This window comes from Pseudarthrobacter sp. NIBRBAC000502772 (assembly GCF_006517235.1).
GTDB lineage: Bacteria > Actinomycetota > Actinomycetes > Actinomycetales > Micrococcaceae > Arthrobacter.
Genome location: NZ_CP041188.1, coordinates 3,579,439 through 3,599,633, shown reverse-complemented (window position 1 = coordinate 3,599,633; position 20,195 = coordinate 3,579,439). Strand labels below are relative to the sequence as shown.

The 20,195-nt window shown below is 59.3% G+C and carries 17 protein-coding genes; 5 read left to right on the top strand and 12 right to left on the bottom strand.

Annotated features, from left to right (window positions below):
* The first annotated feature begins 134 nt into the window (after positions 1–134).
* Positions 135–1,322 (top strand): UDP-galactopyranose mutase, encoded by a 1,188-nt coding sequence (gene glf / locus NIBR502772_RS16655; protein ID WP_141141022.1) that lies wholly within the window; start codon positions 135–137, stop codon positions 1,320–1,322.
* A gap of 65 nt (positions 1,323–1,387) precedes the next feature.
* The gene (locus NIBR502772_RS16650; protein ID WP_246848561.1) at positions 1,388–3,289 is read left to right on the top strand and encodes a glycosyltransferase; all 1,902 of its coding nucleotides are present in this window, start codon (positions 1,388–1,390) and stop codon (positions 3,287–3,289) included.
* A 56-nt stretch (positions 3,290–3,345) separates the two neighbouring features.
* On the opposite strand, the gene NIBR502772_RS16645 is transcribed toward NIBR502772_RS16650, so the two are convergent.
* Complete coding sequence (locus tag NIBR502772_RS16645) at positions 3,346–4,740, bottom strand: DUF2142 domain-containing protein (RefSeq protein WP_246848560.1); 1,395 nt, start codon at positions 4,738–4,740, stop codon at positions 3,346–3,348.
* A gap of 249 nt (positions 4,741–4,989) precedes the next feature.
* Between NIBR502772_RS16645 and NIBR502772_RS16640 the strand changes: the two genes are divergently transcribed.
* Positions 4,990–5,496: a GtrA family protein gene (locus NIBR502772_RS16640; RefSeq protein ID WP_141142118.1), complete on the top strand. Its 507-nt coding sequence runs from the start codon at positions 4,990–4,992 to the stop codon at positions 5,494–5,496.
* Between the two features lie 260 nt (positions 5,497–5,756).
* On the opposite strand, the gene NIBR502772_RS16635 is transcribed toward NIBR502772_RS16640, so the two are convergent.
* The 7 genes from NIBR502772_RS16635 to NIBR502772_RS16605 form a co-directional block, all read right to left on the bottom strand.
* Positions 5,757–7,307, bottom strand: coding sequence for a DUF2142 domain-containing protein (locus NIBR502772_RS16635; RefSeq protein WP_168223560.1), 1,551 nt, complete (start codon positions 7,305–7,307; stop codon positions 5,757–5,759).
* Positions 7,308–7,399: 92 nt separating this feature from the next.
* Positions 7,400–8,470 (bottom strand): substrate-binding domain-containing protein, encoded by a 1,071-nt coding sequence (locus NIBR502772_RS16630; protein WP_141141018.1) that lies wholly within the window; start codon positions 8,468–8,470, stop codon positions 7,400–7,402.
* Between the two features lie 66 nt (positions 8,471–8,536).
* A complete protein-coding gene (locus tag NIBR502772_RS16625; RefSeq protein ID WP_371706691.1) occupies positions 8,537–10,510 on the bottom strand; it encodes a DUF6541 family protein in 1,974 nt (657 codons plus the stop codon).
* A complete protein-coding gene (locus tag NIBR502772_RS16620) occupies positions 10,507–11,268 on the bottom strand; it encodes a hypothetical protein (RefSeq protein ID WP_141141016.1) in 762 nt (253 codons plus the stop codon). The genes NIBR502772_RS16625 and NIBR502772_RS16620 overlap by 4 nt, the downstream gene beginning before the upstream one ends.
* Positions 11,269–11,772: 504 nt before the next feature.
* Positions 11,773–12,813, bottom strand: coding sequence for a hypothetical protein (locus tag NIBR502772_RS16615; RefSeq protein ID WP_058931950.1), 1,041 nt, complete (start codon positions 12,811–12,813; stop codon positions 11,773–11,775).
* Positions 12,814–12,852: 39 nt separating this feature from the next.
* Entirely contained in the window at positions 12,853–13,791 is a 939-nt protein-coding gene (locus tag NIBR502772_RS16610; protein ID WP_141141015.1) for a glycosyltransferase, read from the bottom strand.
* On the bottom strand, positions 13,788–14,546 hold the full coding sequence (locus NIBR502772_RS16605) for a glycosyltransferase (protein ID WP_058931952.1): 759 nt from the start codon (positions 14,544–14,546) through the stop codon (positions 13,788–13,790). Before NIBR502772_RS16605 ends, NIBR502772_RS16610 begins: the two co-directional genes overlap by 4 nt.
* 170 nt (positions 14,547–14,716) lie before the next feature.
* On the opposite strand from NIBR502772_RS16605, the gene NIBR502772_RS16600 reads away from it, so the two are divergent.
* Positions 14,717–15,598 (top strand): glycosyltransferase, encoded by an 882-nt coding sequence (locus NIBR502772_RS16600; RefSeq protein ID WP_141141014.1) that lies wholly within the window; start codon positions 14,717–14,719, stop codon positions 15,596–15,598.
* Positions 15,599–15,672: 74 nt separating this feature from the next.
* On the opposite strand, the gene NIBR502772_RS16595 is transcribed toward NIBR502772_RS16600, so the two are convergent.
* Genes NIBR502772_RS16595 through rfbB form a run of 4 tightly spaced genes read right to left on the bottom strand, consistent with a single transcriptional unit; the run spans position 15,673 to position 19,223 of the window.
* Positions 15,673–16,062, bottom strand: coding sequence for a DUF2304 domain-containing protein (locus NIBR502772_RS16595; RefSeq protein WP_141141013.1), 390 nt, complete (start codon positions 16,060–16,062; stop codon positions 15,673–15,675).
* Positions 16,063–16,071: 9 nt separating this feature from the next.
* Positions 16,072–16,803, bottom strand: coding sequence for a glycosyltransferase family 2 protein (locus NIBR502772_RS16590; protein WP_246848559.1), 732 nt, complete (start codon positions 16,801–16,803; stop codon positions 16,072–16,074).
* Between the two features lie 2 nt (positions 16,804–16,805).
* On the bottom strand, positions 16,806–18,221 hold the full coding sequence (locus NIBR502772_RS16585; RefSeq protein WP_141141012.1) for a bifunctional dTDP-4-dehydrorhamnose 3,5-epimerase family protein/NAD(P)-dependent oxidoreductase: 1,416 nt from the start codon (positions 18,219–18,221) through the stop codon (positions 16,806–16,808).
* A gap of 3 nt (positions 18,222–18,224) precedes the next feature.
* Positions 18,225–19,223, bottom strand: coding sequence for a dTDP-glucose 4,6-dehydratase (gene rfbB, locus NIBR502772_RS16580; protein WP_141141011.1), 999 nt, complete (start codon positions 19,221–19,223; stop codon positions 18,225–18,227).
* A gap of 56 nt (positions 19,224–19,279) precedes the next feature.
* On the opposite strand from rfbB, the gene rfbA reads away from it, so the two are divergent.
* The gene (rfbA, locus tag NIBR502772_RS16575) at positions 19,280–20,149 is read left to right on the top strand and encodes a glucose-1-phosphate thymidylyltransferase RfbA (protein ID WP_141142116.1); all 870 of its coding nucleotides are present in this window, start codon (positions 19,280–19,282) and stop codon (positions 20,147–20,149) included.
* Positions 20,150–20,195 lie beyond the last annotated feature (46 nt).

Genomic DNA, 20,195 nt, shown 5'->3' with positions numbered 1-20,195 from the left:
TGTCGTGGGGCGAGGTGCCGTATGTGGATAAGGGCTGAGCTGCCGGATTAGTAGGTCACGAGGGGGTCTCGGGTAGGCTGGTGCAGCAGACAATGCGCAACATTGCGCTGCCCGCATTCGAACCAGGAGATTTTGTGACCGCTGACCTCGTCATCGTAGGGTCTGGCTTTTTCGGCCTGACAATCGCAGAACAGGCCGCCACTGAGCTCGGCTTGAAGGTGGTCGTCCTCGACCGCCGCCACCACATCGGTGGGAACGCGTACAGCGAAAAGGAAGAGCAGACCGGGATCGAGGTGCACCGCTACGGCGCCCACCTGTTCCACACCTCCAACGAGCGTGTATGGGAGTACGTGAACCGGTTCACCACCTTCACGAACTACGTCCACAAGGTCTATGGCGTGCACAAGGGCGAGGTCTATTCCCTGCCCATCAACCTGGCCACTATCAACCAGTTCTTCCGCGCCAACCTGACACCTGGCCAGGCGCAGGCCCTGATCCAGGAACAGGCTGGCGAACTCGCCGGGACCGATCCGCAGAACCTGAACGACAAGGGCATCCAGCTCATCGGACGGCCGCTCTATGAGGCGTTCATCAAGCACTACACCGGCAAGCAGTGGCAGACCGATCCCAAGGACCTGCCCGCGGGCATCATCTCCCGCCTCCCGGTGCGCTACAACTACGACAACCGGTACTTCAACGACAAGTACGAGGGCCTCCCGACGAACGGCTACACGGCCTGGATCGAAAAGATGGCGGAACACCCGAACATCGAAGTTCGGCTCAACACCGACTTCTTCGACGAGTCGCACGAATACAGCAAGGACAAGGTCGTCGGCAACATCCCGGTGATCTACACGGGTCCGGTGGACCGTTACTTCGACTTCGCAGAGGGCGACCTCTCGTGGCGCACGATCGATTTCGAAAAGGAAGTGCTCGACGTCGGCGATTTCCAGGGAACGTCGGTGGTGAACTACAACGACGCCGAGGTGGCCTACACGCGGATCATTGAGCCCCGCCACTTCCACCCCGAGCGCGACTACCAGACGGAAAAGACCGTCATCATGCGCGAATTCTCGCGTGCCGCCGAAAAGGGCGACGAGCCTTACTACCCGATCAACACCGCCGCGGACCGGGAACGGCTGCTGAAGTACCGTGACCTCGCTGCTGCGGAGAAGGACGTCCTCTTCGGCGGACGACTGGGCACCTACAAGTACCTCGACATGCACATGGCCATCGGCTCGGCCCTAACCATGTTTGATAACCAGATCCGGCCGCATTTTGAAGGCGGAGCGAAGCTTGAAAGCGGAGGCGTAGACGCGTGAGTGAAGCGCCGGGCTGGGCGACGCTCCAAAGGGTCATATTCCCCCCGGAGTCAGGCGTAGACACCTTGTCGCTCTATGCCGACGCCGGCCCGGCGGCAGGCGTGCGCATAAATGAGAGCGATGAGTTCGCCCGCAACCCGAAGCGCACGGAAGATAAACTCCATCTCGTCGGCTCAAGCCCACGCGAGGTGCACTTTGACGACGTTATGTCCCGGCACTCAATCAGGGTGCGCTCGGGGGAGCAGCTCTCGTTGGGCACGTACTTTAATGCCTTTCCAGCAGGCTATTGGCGGCGGTGGACCGAGGTCCGTGAGGTGCGGCTTGTGGTTGAGACCCATGGCCATGGCACCATCGCCGTCTATAAGTCCAATGCTCGGGGGACTATTCAGCGTGTCGACGGAGCCCGGGTCGAAGGGGAATCTTCTACCGAGTTCCTGCTGTCGCTGAAGCCATTCGGGGATGGCGGCTGGTATTGGTTTGACCTGGCCTCAAGTCAACAGGATCTGGTCTTGGACCGCGCGCGGTGGGAGGGGCCGGCAACAGCCGGACCCGCCCAGAGCTTGACAATTCAGGTTACGACGATGAACAAACCGGACTTTTGCCTTGCAAATGCCCGGATCCTTGCGGATCATCCCGAAACTCTGGATCTGGCGCGTGAGGTACTGATCGTCGACCAAGGAACGAATAAGGTCGCTGATCAACCGGGTTTCGAAGAATTGGCCAGTAGGATCGGCGAGAAGTTGCGCATCATCGATCAGGCTAATTTGGGCGGTTCTGGCGGATTCGCACGAGGGATGTACGAGGCCGTCCAGAACGGCAGTGACTACGTCCTGCTGCTGGACGATGACGTTGTCCTGGAGCCTGAGAGCATCGCACGACTGATGACATTTGCAGGCCATTGCAAGTCCCCGACCATTGTCGGCGGGCACATGTTCGACCTCTACAGCCGAAGCACGTTGTATTCGATGGGCGAGATTATAGACGCTCGCAGCATTTCGCCTGATCAGCCGCACCAGGAAATGCAGATGCGACACGATTTCAGTGTGTCTAACCTTCGTCAGACACCTTGGATGCACCGCCGTTTCGATGTTGACTACAACGGGTGGTGGATGTGCCTGATCCCGACATCGGTCATCAAGAAGATAGGGCTGCCACTTCCGCTGTTTCTCAAATGGGACGATTCAGAATATGGCCTCCGCGCCAGGGCAGCAGGCATTCGAACGGTTTCCCTGCCGGGGGCTGCGCTGTGGCATATTTCGTGGATTGACAAGGATGATCTGGTCGGTTGGCAAGCATATTTCCATAGTCGTAACCGGCTGATCACGGCACTCTTGCACAGCCCGTACGCCAAAGGTGGCGCGGTTATCCGTGAGTCACTCCAATCCGACATAAAGCATCTGGTCTCCATGCAGTACTTCACCGAAGAAAGCCGTCTCAAGGCGATGGCGGACTTGTTCGAGGGGCCTGGGCATCTCCATCCGTCACTGGCTACAAAATTGCCCGAGATCATGCGGATGCGGTCCGAATACTCGGATGCTGAGATGCGGGAGGATCTTGACGACTTCCCGGCACCCTCACTGGGCGGGGGACCCTCCACTATGTCCCAAGTGGGAATGCCCGCTAAGAAAGACATGGTCAAATGGGGCCTGACGACCGTGGCGCGCCAGCTGGTCAGCAGGCCATCTGCGGAGGCTCTGACCAGGCCACAAAATCATCTTGCCCATGTGGACAATCGCTGGTTCCGTCTGGCTCACTACGATTCCGTGGTGGTGTCCAACGCCGAGGGCACCGCAGCCTCCTGGTACAAACGCGACCCACGGAAAATGCGGACTATGCTCGCCCGGGCGGGGAGCCAACACGCACGCTTGTACAAGACGTGGGATTCACTCGCGGAGGCGTACCGCTCGGCGCTTCCGGAGCTGGTTTCTATGCAAGCCTGGCGGAAGACCTTCGGCCTGGATCGCTAAGTCTAGGCAGGTCGTATGAAGGCGGCGTCCCCACTGTTGTGGGGACGCCGCGCGTCTTAACGCTCGGAAGTAGTCCGGCCGCTGAGAGCTGGGGTCTGGCGAGTTGTCAGCAAACGGTAGAGACAAACGCCAGCAACGGAGAGGATCACAATATAAGCGACCGTTAGACCTTGCCACGAGAATGGCGGCTGCCACTCGGGGTCGAACATTTCGCTCCAATTGACGTGGTCTCCATGTATGCCAACCGTGTACCGGCGGAAGCCCTCCAGCATGAGGTAGGTGTGAGCCGCGACGCCGAGAACAATGCTCCAACGGATGATGGAGGCTGCCCAGGGGGTTACCCTGAACGGTCGGAAGCGTACTGCAACGCCTGCGGCCAGCATCAGCATCACAACCAGTGCCAGCGCGTAACGGCCCTGCCAGATCAAGCCCAGCCTCTCGCTGGAAGCAGCCTGGAGCGCGGGCGGGATGACTAAAACTGCGAGGGCAAGCAGTGCAACCGGCCAACGGAGACGTTTGGGGCGGGCACTGAAGGCGAGTAACAGCAACGAGCCAAATGCGATGACCCAAGTGTAGACAACTGCCGTAGGGGGCTCGGTATCCAATGAACCGAGTACGCCGACATACTCCCTCATAGACTCGAACGTCCGGTCCAGCATAAGCAGTGCCGCCTCGTCGGCAGGAACTGGCAATGTCCCAGCGAAGAGACTGTCCAGACTCCGTGCAGTGATGCTCCACCACAAAGCGAAGATGCAGGACAGACCAACAAAGAACGCCGAGAGCTGGAAAGACCTTGTTGTAAGCACTTTGCGTATTGAGGACAGATTATTTCCGAGAAGGGCGGCCGCAAGTGCTACTGCGATCCACAAGAAGGAGAGCGGTCTTGTGTTGGAGAGAAGAACACCCGAAGCTGTCACAATAACTGCGGCCAACAGGTTAGGCTGAGGTCGTGCCCGCTGTTCGAGCATGAGGCAAAGACCCATGTAGAAGGCTCCCGCCGTGCCTATTTCCAGGGCATTCGGATTGACTGAACCGGTGAGGAACAGAACTGCAGGCGTGACTGCGACGGTCGAAGCAACCAGTATGTATGGGCTTCGGCGCATCGATGCGGCCGCATAGAAAATTGCGGCAAGGAAAAACGCCGCCAGCCAGGAACTGATTAGCCGCATGGCGTAGAGTGCTGGCTCGCCAGTCAACCCGAGGCTGCCCAGGCCAACAATCACGTAGTAGACGGGGTTGTAGTTGCCCGCAGACGTATCGGCTGGGACGGGATTGCTCTCTGTACCAATGGGCGGGGAGCAGGCCGGGGTCTCGTTGGAGCGCGTTGCGAAGCAGTTGTAGTTGCTGAGCTCGGCGATGTATTTGGGGACTTGCACCGTCAGCGCCTCGCCCTGGACTCCCGAGCTGTTACCGGCAAATTGACCCCGGGCAACTGCGGCCGCCTTGATCACGTGTGCCGTTTCGTCAGGGGCAGACATGAGCGGTGATGCAAAGGACCATATGCTGCCCGTGGCCCCGAGCAAAAGCCATGAAAGGAAGAGAACTATGACGGGGGACGGCGGTGTGCCGGGAGTGGAACGGATACGTCGGGTGGTCATCGGCCCGCGGGACGTGAATATCTGCATGGTAGCTTTAACAATACGTGGAGGTCAGCCGTGGCAGGTTTGTATGCTCCGTTCTACCCGGGAGACACCACTCACATGCGCAGTCCGATCGCACGAACTCTATGGCGAAACAAGCTTGAGGAAAGGTTGCCGACAAGGCTAAGGCGCCCGTTAAGAATTCTCGCGGAGAGTCCCGTTGTCAGGTTTCTTATTGTTGGCGGTCTGTCCTTCGCTTTGGACCTCGGCATCTTGGCGATCTTGCACGGAGGTGTCGGCGTCGATCTTTGGATCGCTACGCCCATAGCCTTTGTAACTAGCTTGGTCTTTAACTTCCTCCTCCAGCGCTTGTTCACATTCCGCGCGACTAATCACCGAGGGGTAAGCGCTGCCAAGTACCTGCTCCTCGTTTTCTTCAACATCGTCGTCAGCGATTTGATTGTCACAGGTTTTGACTCACAAGGCTGGTCCTACGTAGCTGGGAAAGTGACAGCTACAGTCCTGACGACAGTCTGGAATTACCTTCTGTATCGCCACTGGATTTTCAAGACTGGCGAACGCTCAGACACAAGAGCTTGCGTTGATTCAGCGAATACCTCCGAGTAGCCGAATGCACTGCCTCATTGGACACTTCGGTCGTGCATCGTGGTGAGGAATATGGGCGGCCCCGCACCAAGACAAATCGTCACCAGCTGGCACACGTTCTGCCAGACTAATGGTGCTCAGCTCCGGACAACGATGTAGCCACTGCTGCCTCTGTATCAATCAATCGATTGCGACCCTGGCCCCTATCCATGTGAGTCACGGGGAGGTGACGTTCGCAGTTCAGTCGCTGTTGCCATGCGGCACCGCCGCAGCACGGCTGCCTATTTGATGCTTGCGCTAACGTCGGAGCCAGCCGGCGAATCATGGGTTTGCGAGGCAGTCCTGTCGCGTGGGCCTCCTCGAAGGGATCGCTTTGCGGTGAACCGTTTAAACAGGCTCTGCCCGCGGTAAAGGTAGCGGAACAAGATCTCCATTCCGGCGGCCGTCGCACACAGGTAGAGGACAGCCAACACTAACCAGCCGAGCGGAGGCTGCCAGTGGGGGGATGAGAACAGAGTCTGCCAGTTCGCCAGTTCGCTGATTCCTACAACGTAGCGTCGAAGGACATACACGAATGCCAGCGCGTGGCATGCACCGACGAGCCAGAAGATGACCCTCGCTGCTTTGACGGCCATGCCCTTGTCTGCGAAACGCAGCCGTCGTAGTCCGAGCCCAACCGTGATGAAAAGGACAACCACCAAAGGGAGAGTGTATCGACCCTGCCAGATGAATCCCATTGAGCGCCACAAGACAGTTTGAAGAATCGCCGGGACGATATACAGCATGGCCAGGGATACCCAGTATCCCGTCCAGGTCCGCAGGGGCCGGATACAGAACGGAGCAACGAGAGCCACGACCATCAGGGCGCTCCAAACTAGCGTCACGAGTTCCGGGACGGGCGTATCCAGCCAGCCCATGACTCCGATGTACTGGGGGAAGAAGTCGTATGTGCGGTCTAGCATGATCATGAATCCCCGGTAGAGCGGGGCATCTGGGTGCGGACTGGCTATGCCGTCGGGAGCCACGCCCACATTTGCCGGGCCATTGGAAGCGATCCAGGTCCAGAGGAGTCCCAGCAGCGTTCCCGGTACGGTAAGGGCAACAGCGATGAGGACGCGCTTGTCGCGGAACACTTGCATGGTGCGACGGAACTTGAACGAGCAGACCCCTGCCACAAGTGCGCACAAGAGCCAGACCAGGGAAATCTGGCGTGCATTGGCTAGAACTACCGTGGACGCGGCAACTGTTGCCAGTGCGGGAATCACGAGTTTGGTATTGCGCCAATTGTCCAAGACCACTACAAACCCCGAGAAGGCAGCCATGGTGGCGGCAATCTCCATTGAATTGGGGTTGATTCCTCCACCGAGGAACAGGACCATGGGCGTTGTGGCGAGCGCAGCCAGAAGCACGGCAAACTGGGGCCGTCGCAGCTCAGTCAGGGCCGTGAATCCCGCAGCGAAGAAAACGGCGCAAAACAAGGCGCTGATGAGCCTCATTGCATAGATTGCGGGGGCACCGGACATGACCAGGGTGGGGAGTCCCACCAGCCAGTAGTACATAGGGTTGTAGGACGCGGCCGAGGTAACACCGATGTTCGTGTACGTGTCGTCCGCGTAGACCAGCGGAGCACAGTCTGCCGCCTGCCCGCGATCAAATTTGTAGCACCCTTGACCGTGCAGGTTTGCGATGTAGTCGGGAACCTTGACGTGGACGCCGTGGCCAAAGGAAGTTCCTTCCTCAACCAGAACCTGGCCCCGCACAACCGCGGCGGCCTTGATGGTGTGCGCGGGCTCATCGGGGAAGCCCATCAGCGGCGTGGCAGCGGACCACAAGCCTAAGAGTACGGCGAAAAGTCCGGTCAGAACGGCGAATGTCCGTAAGGGTCTCGGAATTGAATGGCCCTTTGCAGGCACCCTGCTGGTGCTCATCGCGCGTCTCCAACTGTGCGTACGAGCGCGAGGCCCTCAGTGATGGCTTTTTTGCTCGGTGACATAACAAAGGAATAGGAATTGGCATCCTTTTGCGCCTTTTCGCCGAGCAGTGCCTCGCCAAAGGACCGCGTGAGGCGGTTGAGGGGCTCCTCCACATATTGCCGGCAAACACTGACGTAGATCACGGTCGCCAGTCCATAGCCGGCGGTGTCTTCCAGGGTCTGGGTAACTGACCGCGGCGTCGTCGTTACCTTGCCTGCCGCGACTGCATTTACCACTGACGCTGCGTCCATCTTCCGTGCCTGCCCATCAAACATCAGCTGAGTGGCGACGAACCGGTTACCGATGATGCTTCCATCGAGTATCGCCAGGCCGCCTTCAGTGTCGTCCAGCTTGTTTGCAAGCTCCCGCGGCTGCGAACCGGTGAGTCCCTTCACCCCCGTTGGCCAGCGGTCAGGCTGGGGCGGAGTCCACGACGCACCGGGTGACTTAGTTAGATACGTGTTCACGGCGCGCGTTGTTTCCGACGGGCCCTCTTCGGCGATGACTTTGATCTCCAGGTCTGGCAGGGACTGTTCGGCGTTCAATCCAGCGATCTGCGGATCGTTCCAGCGGTCTATGTCTCCACGCAGAATCGCTGCAAGCGTCGGAGCATCCAGCACAAGGTCGTTGATTCCGTCGACTTTGATGGCAACTCCGACCGGCAGGACACCGGCTGCAATGGAAAGTGCACCCGCCGACGTGCAGAGCCCGGAAACCGCCGCTGATTCGGCATCGGATAAAGAGCTGCTGCTCGCAGTGAAATGAGCCTGGCCGTCCCTGAAAGCCTTCAGACCTGCGCCGGCGCCGTCGGGAGAATAGCTGACAGATGCGCCCTTGACCTGGCTGCTCCACGAGACGCTCCAGGCGCTGACGGCACCTTGGGCAGACTGGCCACCGATTCCGGTGAGGGCACCTTGCACCATGCCTGCAGGAGTTTGTGAGCACGCTGACAGGGAGAGCATCCCCGCCATCGTGGCTGCAACGCAGAGCCTGACAGTTCGCCTAGAAACAGAAATCACCACTCCAGCCTAGTGGTACTGTGCCACAACGGCTGACATAAGCACGCAACGGCGACCCGCCCGACCCCATTACGTGCACGAGGTAATCCGATATAGCTTCGCGTTGGGTCCCTCGGAATCCACCAATTCAAAGCCGGCAACGTTTCCAATATCAGTAACGCCAGGGAAGTCGTTGGATCCTTCCAGATCAATCATGTAGTTGCTGCCGAAGTCCAGAATGAACCCCACTCGCGTGCGACGAAGCGCATCGCACACCACAGGATCAGCGGGTTCCAACTTCAGCCGTTGGTCGATGAGCTCACGGACAGGGTCTTTGCCGGCGAAAAGGTGGGGCGTCAGCACGCGACGTCCGGCATAGGCATAAGCCAGCGAACTCCCGTTCCAAGGGTTGTCGGCAATAACGGATTCAGGCGGAACGTGATCAGCGACCCGGCCCAGCAGGGCGCGCTCATCCGGAGTCAGCATGTCCGACTGCGCATCGAACCGATAAACCGTGGAAGCACCGGAAATGTAGTGCGAGGTGGGTCCCACAAATGTAGCGAACAATGTGACCACGACGACGGCTGCGGCCGCCACGACGGAAGTGCCTCGTTCGCGGAGTATGGAAAAGCGTTTCTCAAGCCCAGATGTCAACCGGGTGGCCGCCGGGGACCCCCGCCACAGATCCCAAAGGTGCAACCCGCCAAGTACCGCCAATGGGGTTGCAAACAATGGCAGAAGGGCCGCCAGCCGATAAGTGTCTTGGTACCACGTGCCAACGATAGCGTCCCGAATGGCACCGGTGGGGGCCGCTGCGGCAACGATGTAAAGTCCAGAAACTACACCGTAGCAAGCGGCCAGCCACAGGTAGTTGCGGTATCGGAGCACAACGTAGAGGCCGCTGATGGAAAGAACTGATACGACGACGGCGGGAATCGCCAGCTGCATCGGGCTAACGGTTAGAACTTCTCCTATGGCCGCTCCTGGCTTCACCGTGGGTCCCCAGTTATCGTACGGGGCCGGACGGAGTTTCAGCCAGGAAATGACGGCCAAGCCGAGCACGAAGATCGTCGTTAAGGCGAATAGGCCCTGGCGGAGCTTCGGGGTCCGCCAAGGGGTCAGGCTCTTGGCCCGTTGCCACCACAGGAACAGCAATATAGGAGTGGATATGGCGAGAAGAGAATTGATGGAACTTGTGTGGGAAAACGCCAGTCCTCCTATAGCGAGAACGAGCGAGGCAGCCCACGTAATCCCGGACGCCGATCTGCTCCTTGACCGTCCGCATAGAGCCATGACGGCGGTCATCGCGGCAGGCAACATGCTCACAGCCAACGCGTAGGGAAACAGCGGGCCCCAGACAATCATTAGATAGGGGAACGCCACTTGGGCGGTGGCCATAATTGAAGTCAGAATCAGGGCTGCCGGTCGGCGGGAAATGGTGGTAGCCACCAGAAACAGGCAAGAGCCGGGCCAGATCACTGCAGCGATAACCAAGTTCAAGGCGTTCTGTGCAGTCGGGATGTCAATGCCCGTCAACTGTACAAGGAGGGCGGCCATGGAATGCCAAGCCGCCGGATATACAGCGTCCAGACCTGAGACACCTTGGACGGACGCCAGCGTCAACGACGATGCGTCGCCGGTATCGAGGATGAAGCGGACTGCGTTGAGGTGGAATACGTTGTCGAACACTTGGGCCGGGTTTCCGGGGGAACCGACCAGCTGCATGAATCGCCAGGCAATGAGAGCCAGCGCTATCATCACGGCAAGGAATGCCAGCCAGCTCCGCCATGAAACCTTGGCCACCGGCCAGGCGATACCGCGTGTCAGGAGGAGCGAAAGTCCGCCCAATATGGCGCACAGGACAAGGTACGGCACAATGTTCCACGGGACTCCCAACGTGCCGCCGATGACTCCGGCGAGTCCAGCAGCCGCCGTCGAGTGCAGCGGCGCCATGCCGATCACAGCACCCAACCTGAACTTAAGGCACGCCCCAATGGCCGCGCCCGGTAGATAGATCAACAGGACGGCCACCAGGACCACCGGCAGGAAGCCGAGCCACGTCATGAAGCCGCCTGCTTCGACGCGGTGTTTGTGTCGGGGTCCTTGAGTAGGCGCAGGACGACCAGCATCTGGATAGCGGTGACAACGATTTCACCAAGGGCGAGTCCGAGGGCGCCGCCTGGGCCGCCCATCAAGTCGGCCAGAACGATCATGGCAGGGACGCCCACGACGGCACCGGCAATAGTGCTGGTCAGGACCGTCCGCATGCGTTTTGCAGGGACCAGCCAATGCGCACCAGTCGAACTGGTTACACAGACCAAGAGAAATGACAGCCCGAACCAGAAGCAGGTCCAGAAGTCTGCGGCCAGCGCCTCACTGAAAAGCAGCGCCGTTGCCCAAGGACCGGCAACAGCGAGCAACAGCCAGCCCACCAGTCCAAGTCCGGACAGGGCAACCAGCGAGTATTTCCGGCGGCGGGCATGGTCGCCTGCAAAGTCACTGACCCAGCCCTGCAGGCTGTTTCCAAGCGCTGCCGTGGCCAGCAGCCCGATTCGGTATAGCTTTTCTGCCGAGACAAACGCTGCCAGCCCGCCGGAGGCAGCCATGAACTGGACGATGATGATAGGCGTTGAAGCATAGGATCCAGCCGCCAGAGTGATGCCTGCGCCAGCACGAAGAGCCCAAATCTCGCGGATAATCCGGCCGAAGGAAAGGTCCTGGAAATCGTCTTTGTGTGCATGATGCGCATTGAAGAGCAACGTCCCGGCAAGACCCAACAGCAACAAAGCTGCTGGGTAGATGATTGTCTGTCCGGTGGTCAAGAGAATGGGGATTACACCCAAAGTTGCGACCATTCGGGGTATGACGTCGTACTTGGCGATCCTGCCGGGGTGGCCGGTCGCGATGCAGTACCAGGCGGGCGTTAGGCCGGAAGCCGCCTGAGCGCAGGCCATGAGGAAGGCCAGCCAGAAGTTGGCAGGATCCCCGGCGAGGCCCAAGGCAACAAACATGAGGGGGATAGTACCGAGGAACATCAGTGAACGTGTTGCAAAACTCACGGCGTAATGACGGCGCCGGACAGTCTCATCCGCAGAGGATGCGACGGCTGCTGGCCCGGTGAGGGACCATCCAAGACCGACGACGATCGCGGCGATGGCCCCAATGGCTTGGCCGAGCGCAAGTGAAGTCCATACCGGCGCCCCGCCGACCCTTGCAACTATCGGAAGCAGGATGAAGGATGCCAGCGAAGATAGGAGCGGTAATCCCGCAAACGCGGCAATCCTCTTGATCATGCTGGGAAAACTCCGGGGTGGGCGCGCTGCATACTACATGTAGTCATATGCGTCCTTGCCGAGTCGGTTATCGATGAAAATGTCGGTCACTTCCTTCCGGAAGCGCTCCCGTTCGGCCTTTATCGCAGAACGGTAGGCATCCTGCTTGCGGATCTCCTCCGAGAGGTTGTCCATCAGCCGGGGAAGCGCGGCGGCAGTAGCCGAAACTTCGTTGTCGTCCGGCATGATTTTGTGCTCCCACGGAATCGGGACGTCAGCGAAGTATGCTCCCGAGCCGCGTCGCGCGACAACTGCCAAAGCTCCAGACAGTGCGGCTTCGCGGGGCATTCTGTCTTTCCCGGGGTGATGCCCGAGATCCAGATAGACACCGCATGTCTGCAGGGTGCTGACGACTTCTGAGCGCGTCATGCCCTGAATCGGCAACCATTCAATTCCAGGATCGCAAACCTTCCTGACGGCGTCGATGATGTGGGCGCCCTTAGCCGGGTTATAGGTCACCAGCCGCGGGTTGCGTTTTGCTTCATTTGCTGGGCCGAATTCATCGTGGGGAGTGAAATCAGAAAGCAGTGAAGGGACGGTGTTCAGCCGGCTGGCAATAAATGACCACGCATATGAGGACTGCACTAGATGCACGATGTCACGCCGCTGCCGCATTTGAAAGGGGGTGTCCCCGTGCTTCAGCATGCGCAGGAACGGCACCCACGTTTCGCGGATCTTTGTCGGCAGGCCGCCGGTGGTCCGCTGCCAGAGGCGTTCGCCCATGAAAGTCAGCGCATTGTCTATGCTCAGCCACCAAATCATTTTCTTGGCGTGTTTGTACGCGAACACGTCTTCGATGAACGTCTCGGGCACCACTACGATGTTGCCCGCAGTGTCTTCGATCGTGTCGGCTTCCGGCGCGTCATAGATGGAGTACTGGGCGACGCGGGGTGTAGCTGCGGTGGTGTAGTGGGGCACGAGATAGGCGTCCTGCCCCAACTCCCGGAGTGTTGACACCAGCTGATGCAGTGCTTCGGGGCCTCCGGTGCGCAAACCGCGGTGGTAGAGGACAAATATCTTGCGTGCGTTGCTCACGGTATTCTCTCGATCTTCGATAGCTGATCTGGCGCGGTTTTAGCGCAAACGGGAGGCAAGGGCGTCATCGATCTTACCCATGCGGCCGGTCCAGGCATCTTTGGCTCCCGCCATGGCCGCGATGAGGTGCTTTCGCCTGTTGGGACCGTATACGAAGCGGACGATATGGCTTTGTACCTCCATGTACAAGCGACGAAGCACCCATGCCGGCTGTTTTCCGACGAACCTACGGGCCATTACCAAGGAATTCCGGGTGATGTAGTAGACACGGAACGGAGGGTGGTAATAAACGTTCAGCTTCTTCTGCCCTATGCGGACCCGCCAGCCAAAGATTTTCATGGGCCTGGCATTACCTAGGCTGTGCTCGAGGTCGCAGCCGCGACCGGAAAGCGAACGGAAGCCGTGGTCGCGAAGCCGGGCGTTGAATTCAGTGTCTACGCAATCGATAAAGAAGTCTTCATCGAAGTAGCCCACGGCATCGAAGACTTCAGAACGGATCATGCTGCCGCTCGTCATGGGGTCGAAGACTTCCGGCTCACGCGTGCCTCCCAGCGTAGGAAGCGGTGCGTGATTGTGGGACTCGGCGCAGACCATGCCCAGAGTGTCAGGGTGATCAGAAGCATGGGCGGTCGCCAAGGCGGCGGTGATGTAATCCCCGGAGAAGCGGGAATCCTGGTCCATCGTGACGATCCACTCGGGATTCCAGCGTTTGCGTGCTTCCTGGATCCCGGTGTTGAGGGCCTTCGCGATACCGGAGTTTGTGTTCAGGCGGACGACGACTGCCCCCAGTTGCTCGAAAGCGGACATCGTGTCGGTGACGTCACGAGGAGAGCCGTCGTCGACGATGACAACCCTGCTCACAAAGCGGAATAGCCACTTGATATTCTCGACGTTTTCCGGACCGGGATTGAACGCGGAGACAACAGCGCAGACCTCCGAGTTTTGCCGGACCTTGTCCGACGATTCGCTGCCCGTCATGCTGCCCTTGCTGCCAGGCGTGCGCGCCGGACCGCTTCGAGGACATTTCGAACAAAAGCCACACGCGCGCGGACGATTTTCGACGCCGAGCGGATTCCCCGCGGCGTGAGATTCTCACCGTGCAGGCGGTGACGAATAGTGTCTGCTTCGAGGTAGGTGATGGAACGGTTAACGTTGCCGACCATGGCGATCCATTGGTCATGTGACTCCGCCATGTGCTGCGGGAAAGGCAGGATCTGGTTGAGAATCTTGTTGCGGACAGCCATTGCGCACCCCCAGTGCAGGCGGTATCCGACGACGATTCCGATGAGGTTGCGCACGGAATGTTCGGAGTGCTCAGCCCGGAGGCGGATTTCGTGGAATGTTCCAAGTGGGCCGTCGAAGTGCTCGCAGTTGCTCGCGACCATGTCTTTGCCATCCATGGCAGAGATCATGGCCTCAACGCGGCCTGGGATCCAAACGTCGTCCTGATCGGAGAGGAACACGAACTCCCCGCGGGCTTCGCCTAGCGCCCTTTCGAAGGTACGGACATACCCCGCATTGACGGCCGCCTGGATGATTCGGATGCGGTCATCCTGGATGCCACGCACGATGTCCGCGGTGTGGTCGGTCGATTTGTCGTCCACCACAATCAGTTCGTCGTGGGTATCCAACTCCGAGATGATGGACTTGATCTGTTCTTCGATGTGGGTGGCGCCGTTGTAGGCGGCCAGGCATACGCTCACACGTGGAGTCACGCCGGGGGTGGGGTCCATCAGGATTGCTTTCTGTTTAGGCCCCCGTTATGCGCCGGCGGGGCGGGGCCGGTCCTTCAGCAGTCTAGCAAGGCAGACGAATCGAACTGGACGCGGGGCGGTCAACTATAATCGAGGGGACTCAGCCGCCGAGTGCTTCGGGCGGAAACTACGGAAGGAACCTCAGGTCCATGACCGTTGACGTAATGTTGCCATACTACGGCGATGTCGATCAGATGAAACTCGCCGCGCGCAGCGTGATGAATCAGGAGAACCAGGACTGGCGCCTCGTCGTCATTGATGACGGGTATCCGGATCCGGAACCCGAGCGGTGGTTCGCGACCATCACTGACTCGCGCGTGACGTACTTGAAGAATGAGCAGAACCTTGGCGCGAATGGCAACTACCGTAAGGCGCTGACCATGGTCGAGGCCGATTATGTCGTGATCATGGGCGCCGACGATATCATGCTGCCGAACTATCTCGATATTGTGGTGGGTGCATTCTCGGCTTATCCGAATGCCGATGTCGTACAGCCCGGGGTCCAGGTCATTGACGAGAAGGGCATCGCCTGCAATCCTCTCGTGGACGCAGTCAAGAAGCTGTACGCTCCGAAGACAAGCGAACGTATGGAGCTCAAGGGGGAGGCCATGGCCACGAGCCTTGTCCGTGCCGACTGGGCATACTTCCCGTCGCTTGCTTGGCGTTCGGAAACAATGACCCGCATTGGTTTCACTGAAGGCTTGGATGTTGTACAGGATTTGGCTCTGCTGCTGGACATCGCCGCAGAAGGCGGATCAATGATCATTGATCCGACCCTGTCGTTCCTTTACCGTCGCCACTCGGCCTCAGATTCGTCCGTCCGTGCTATGGACGGTCGACGTTTTGACGAGGAGCGCAATTTCTTTGAACTGCAAGCCAAGCGCTTCAAGGACTTGGGCTGGAACAAGGCCTCCCTGGCGGCCGCGTTCCACACAACGTCACGGCTGAACGCTGGCTCTCTCGTGCTGAAGGCCATTGCCCGTGGAAGGTTTGATTCCCTGCCGCGACTCGCTAAGCACATCGTGAGCTGACCATGGAATAATGAACGAGGCGGCCATCCCGATTGGGTATGGCCGCCTCATTCTTTAGTGCACGTTTTGGAACTTCACTTAGTGGCCGCTCCGTTGGTGCCCTCGGAGGAAGCTGAAGCGTCCAGTTGCCGCCGGAGTTCCGTCATGTCCTGTCTTAAGATTGCGACCTCCTCGGCGAGTATGCGGACCTCGTCCTCGGCCTGGGACTGCTCCTGGGAGAGGTGGAGACAAACGCCGACCAAAAGAACCAGCGTCATGATGAAGAGAAGATTCGCGGGAACCTGGATCCCCACTAGCCTGCTGGCAAGCTCCAGCAGCCCTGGGAAGGCGGACAGCAAGAGAGTCCCGAGTCCGATGATGATCCACAGAACTGCGTATTTTTCACGCAGTTTTTGCCGCCGAAGCATCTCAAAAACGAAAAAGAGGATCGCCACGACGACGATGGATCCCATGAGTAGCGACATAACAGGTTCCTAGTTGGATGATGGTTCGGATTTTTTGCGTGTTAAGGCGAAGATCAACGCCAGCCCGGAGCGACCGAGGTAGATCGCAGCCTTCAGTGGATCGTGGCTCGGGGCACCCCCCTGCCTTTCACGCATGGAAACGCCAACTTGATGGACAGTGCATCCCGAGCGGATCGCGACCACGAGGGAGTCAATGGTGTCGCCGAGGTATTCGGCCGGGTAGTGGTCAACGTATTGACGGATCGCCTTAGTGTTCCCGGCACGAAACCCCGACGTGACATCTGTCAAACGAGTTCCGGCAATTCGAGAAATAGTCCATGCCAGCACGTTCATGGCCCACTTTCGGGGACCCTTGACAACGTACTCACCTTTGTCAGCGAAACGGGCACCGATTGCGATATCAGCGTGGGCCAAACCATCTAGGACCGCTTGTATGTCTCGGGGATCGTGTTGACCGTCAGCATCAACCTGGATAACCCGCTCGTAGCCATGCTTTTTGGCGTACTTGAACCCTGTCCGCATTGCGCCGCCCACTCCCATGTTGAAAGGAAGTTGAATGACGGTGGCCCCAGCTTCGCGGGCCACCGTTGCCGTGCTGTCCCGGGAGCCATCATCAACGACGAGGATGTCGCAGGGCGGCCCGAAGGTGAAAACCTCCTGGACGGTGTTACCAATGGCTTCGGATTCGTTCCAGGCGGGCATGATCACCAAAGTGTCATGTCTGCGTATTTGCGCAACCATTGTCAGACCCCGTCCTTCAGATACGCGGCCAAGCGCGCGCGGGACATGTCGGGTGCGAAACCGCTCGCTTTGATTTTGTCCAGTGCCAGACTGCTGTGACGGGGACGCGGCGAAGCCGACTTGCCCTCAAAATACACGTCAGTGGACACCCCGGTCACTGATTCCCGCGACGCTCCGGAGAGTTCGTACACATCTGCTGCAATGTCAGCCCAAGACTGCTCGGGACCGTCATTGGTGAGGTTATAGGTGCCGTACGCCGCCCCGGATTCCAACAGATGCCGGATGCCGGCGGCGATGTCGGTTGTGAAGCTCAGCCGGCCGAACTGATCGTCGACAACGGAAGGGTTGATCCCGCGGGCAGCCAACGAAGACATCGTGCGGACGAAGTTGCTGCCATCCCCGATGACCCAACTCGTCCGCACAATGTAGTGCTTCGGTACAACACTGACAACAGCGTCTCCGGCGGCCTTGGTCTGGCCGTAGACTCCCAGCGGCGTGAGCGGCTCGTCCTCGCCATGAGTCTTCACCGTCCCGTCGAAGACGTAATCGGACGACACCTGGACGAGTGCAAGGTCGTGTTCTACGGCGATTCGGGCCAGTCGCGCCACCGCTGTCACGTTGACACTCCAGGCGGCCGCACGGCCCTCAGGGGTTTCAGCGTTGTCGACTGCAGTGAACGCGGCGGCATTGATGACCGTCGAATAGTTCTTCCAGTTGACCGTGGCGAGGGAGTCTTCAGCCGTCAGGTCGATTTCTGCGCGACTGACGAACTCGACTGATGTATCGCCGTCGTACAGGTCCCGGAGGGCCTTGCCGAGCTGGCCGTTAGCACCCAACACAAGAATCTTCTTGGGCGGCATGGGCGTGACGTCGTGCAGGCGGGGGTGCGCCTTGTCCTTGTCCGAAAGCTCCGCCTGATCCAGCGGCACCGGCCACTCGATGGCAGCGGTTTCGTCGGCCAGGTTCAGGAAGGTGTACTGTCCCTGCGCGTCCGCCGACCAGTGGTCATTGACGAGGTAGGTGTACGCGGTGTTGTCTTCCAACGTCTGGAAGGCGTTGCCAACGCCGCGGGGAATGAAGATCGCCTGGCTCGGATCGAGTTCTGTGGTGAAGACAGCGCCGAACGATGGCCCTTCGCGCAGGTCCACCCAGGCGCCGAAAATCTTGCCTGTGGCAACCGAGATGAACTTGTCCCACGGCTCGGCGTGGATGCCCCGGGTGGTGCCGGCCTTCTCGTTGAACGAAATGTTGTTCTGCACCGGGCGGAAGTCCGGCAGCCCCAACGCCAGCATCTTTTCCCGCTGCCAGTTTTCCTTGAACCAGCCACGGTTGTCACCGTGCACTGGAAGGTCGTAGAGGACGACGCCGGGAATCGGGGTGTTGTGGGCGTTTAGTTTTTTGGAGAACTCGATCGACATCGACTACTGGCCCTGTTCCTTGTACTTGGCTTCGGTCTGGGCCTTCTGCGGCCGCCACCAGTCTTCATTGTCCCGGTACCAGGCAATCGTGTCTTCGATGCCGGCGTCGAAGTTGGAGAACCTCGGTTCCCAGCCCAGCTCGTCGCGGAGCTTGGCGGAGTCGATGGCGTATCGCAGGTCGTGGCCGGGGCGGTCCACGACGTGGTCGTAGGCGTCCGGGGACTGGCCCATGTGCTTGAGGATCAGCTCGACGACCTCCTTATTGTTCTTCTCGCCGTCGGCACCGATGAGGTAGGTCTCGCCGATCTTGCCCTTTTCGATGATCGCCAGCACGGCCGAGGAGTGGTCATTGGCGTGGATCCAGTCGCGGACGTTCTCGCCCTTGCCGTAGAGCTTGGGGCGGATCCCGTCGATCACGTTGGTGATCTGGCGCGGGATGAACTTCTCCACGTGCTGGTACGGGCCGTAGTTGTTCGAGCAGTTGCTGATCGTGGCCTGCAGCCCGAAGGAACGCACCCAGGCACGAACCAGCAGGTCTGAACCGGCTTTGGTGGAGGAGTACGGGCTGGAGGGGTTGTACGGGGTGTCCTCGGTAAACCGCTCCGGGTCATCGAGTTCCAGGTCGCCGTAGACCTCGTCGGTGGAGATGTGGTGGAACCGCTTGTTGTGCTTCCGGGCGGCCTCGATCAGCGTGTAGGTCCCGATGATGTTTGTGTCCAGGAACGGCCGGGGGTCGTGCAGGGAATTGTCGTTGTGCGACTCGGCAGCGTAGTGGACAACCACATCGCAGTCCGCCACGAGTTCGTCCACCAGCCGGGCGTCGCAGATATCACCTTCAACAAACGTCAAACGGCTCTCCGGGAGACCCCTCAGGGACTCAATGTTGCCAGCATAGGTGAGCTTGTCCAACACAGTGACGTGATCGTCAGTGTTTTCAAGAACGTAGTGGACAAAATTCGAACCAATGAACCCGGCACCACCGGTAACAAGAAGTCGCTGCATAGTCCCCAAGACTACCGGATTTGCCGCGGCTCTTAGCGAAGGGAAAGATGGGGGGCATGCGCGGAATAATACTTGCCGGCGGTACCGGCTCTCGGCTACACCCCATCACTCTGGGCGTCAGCAAGCAACTCGTTCCTGTCTACGACAAGCCCATGATCTACTATCCGCTGTCGACGCTGCTACTGGCCGGCATCCGGGACATTCTCATCATTACTACTCCGCACGACGCCGAACAGTTCGAACGTCTGCTGGGCGACGGTTCCCGCTTTGGCGTATCGATCAGCTACAAGCAGCAGCCATCTCCGGACGGCCTCGCCCAGGCATTTGTCCTTGGTAAGGAGCACATCGGTGACGACAGTGTGGCGCTGGTGCTGGGCGACAACATTTTCTACGGGCACGGCATGGGCACGCAGTTGAGGCGCTTTGAAAACATCGACGGCGGCGCGGTGTTCGGTTACTGGGTCGCTGATCCGAAGGCGTACGGTGTCGTGGAGTTCGATTCCAACGGTAAAGCGATCTCCCTTGAAGAAAAGCCGGCGCAGCCGAAGAGCCACTATGCAGTGCCGGGCCTGTACTTCTACGACAACGACGTCGTGGAGATCGCAGAGAACCTGAAGCCGTCTCCTCGAGGTGAGCTTGAGATCACCGACGTCAACCGCACGTATCTTGAGCGCGGCAAGCTGCAGGTTGAAATTCTTCCCCGCGGGACCGCCTGGCTGGATACCGGTACTTTCAACGACCTCAACGATGCATCGAATTTCGTCCGGACGACGGAGAACCGGCAGGGCTTGAAGATCGGTGCTCCCGAAGAAATTGCTTGGCGCTTGGGATTCCTCGACGATGACGACCTCCGCCAGCGCGCAGAGCCTTTGGTCAAGAGCGGCTATGGGCAGTATCTTCTCGACCTCCTCGAACACGGCCGCTAGGCCCTGCTTCAAAACGCAGGAAGGCGGGACCCTTGTGGGTCCCGCC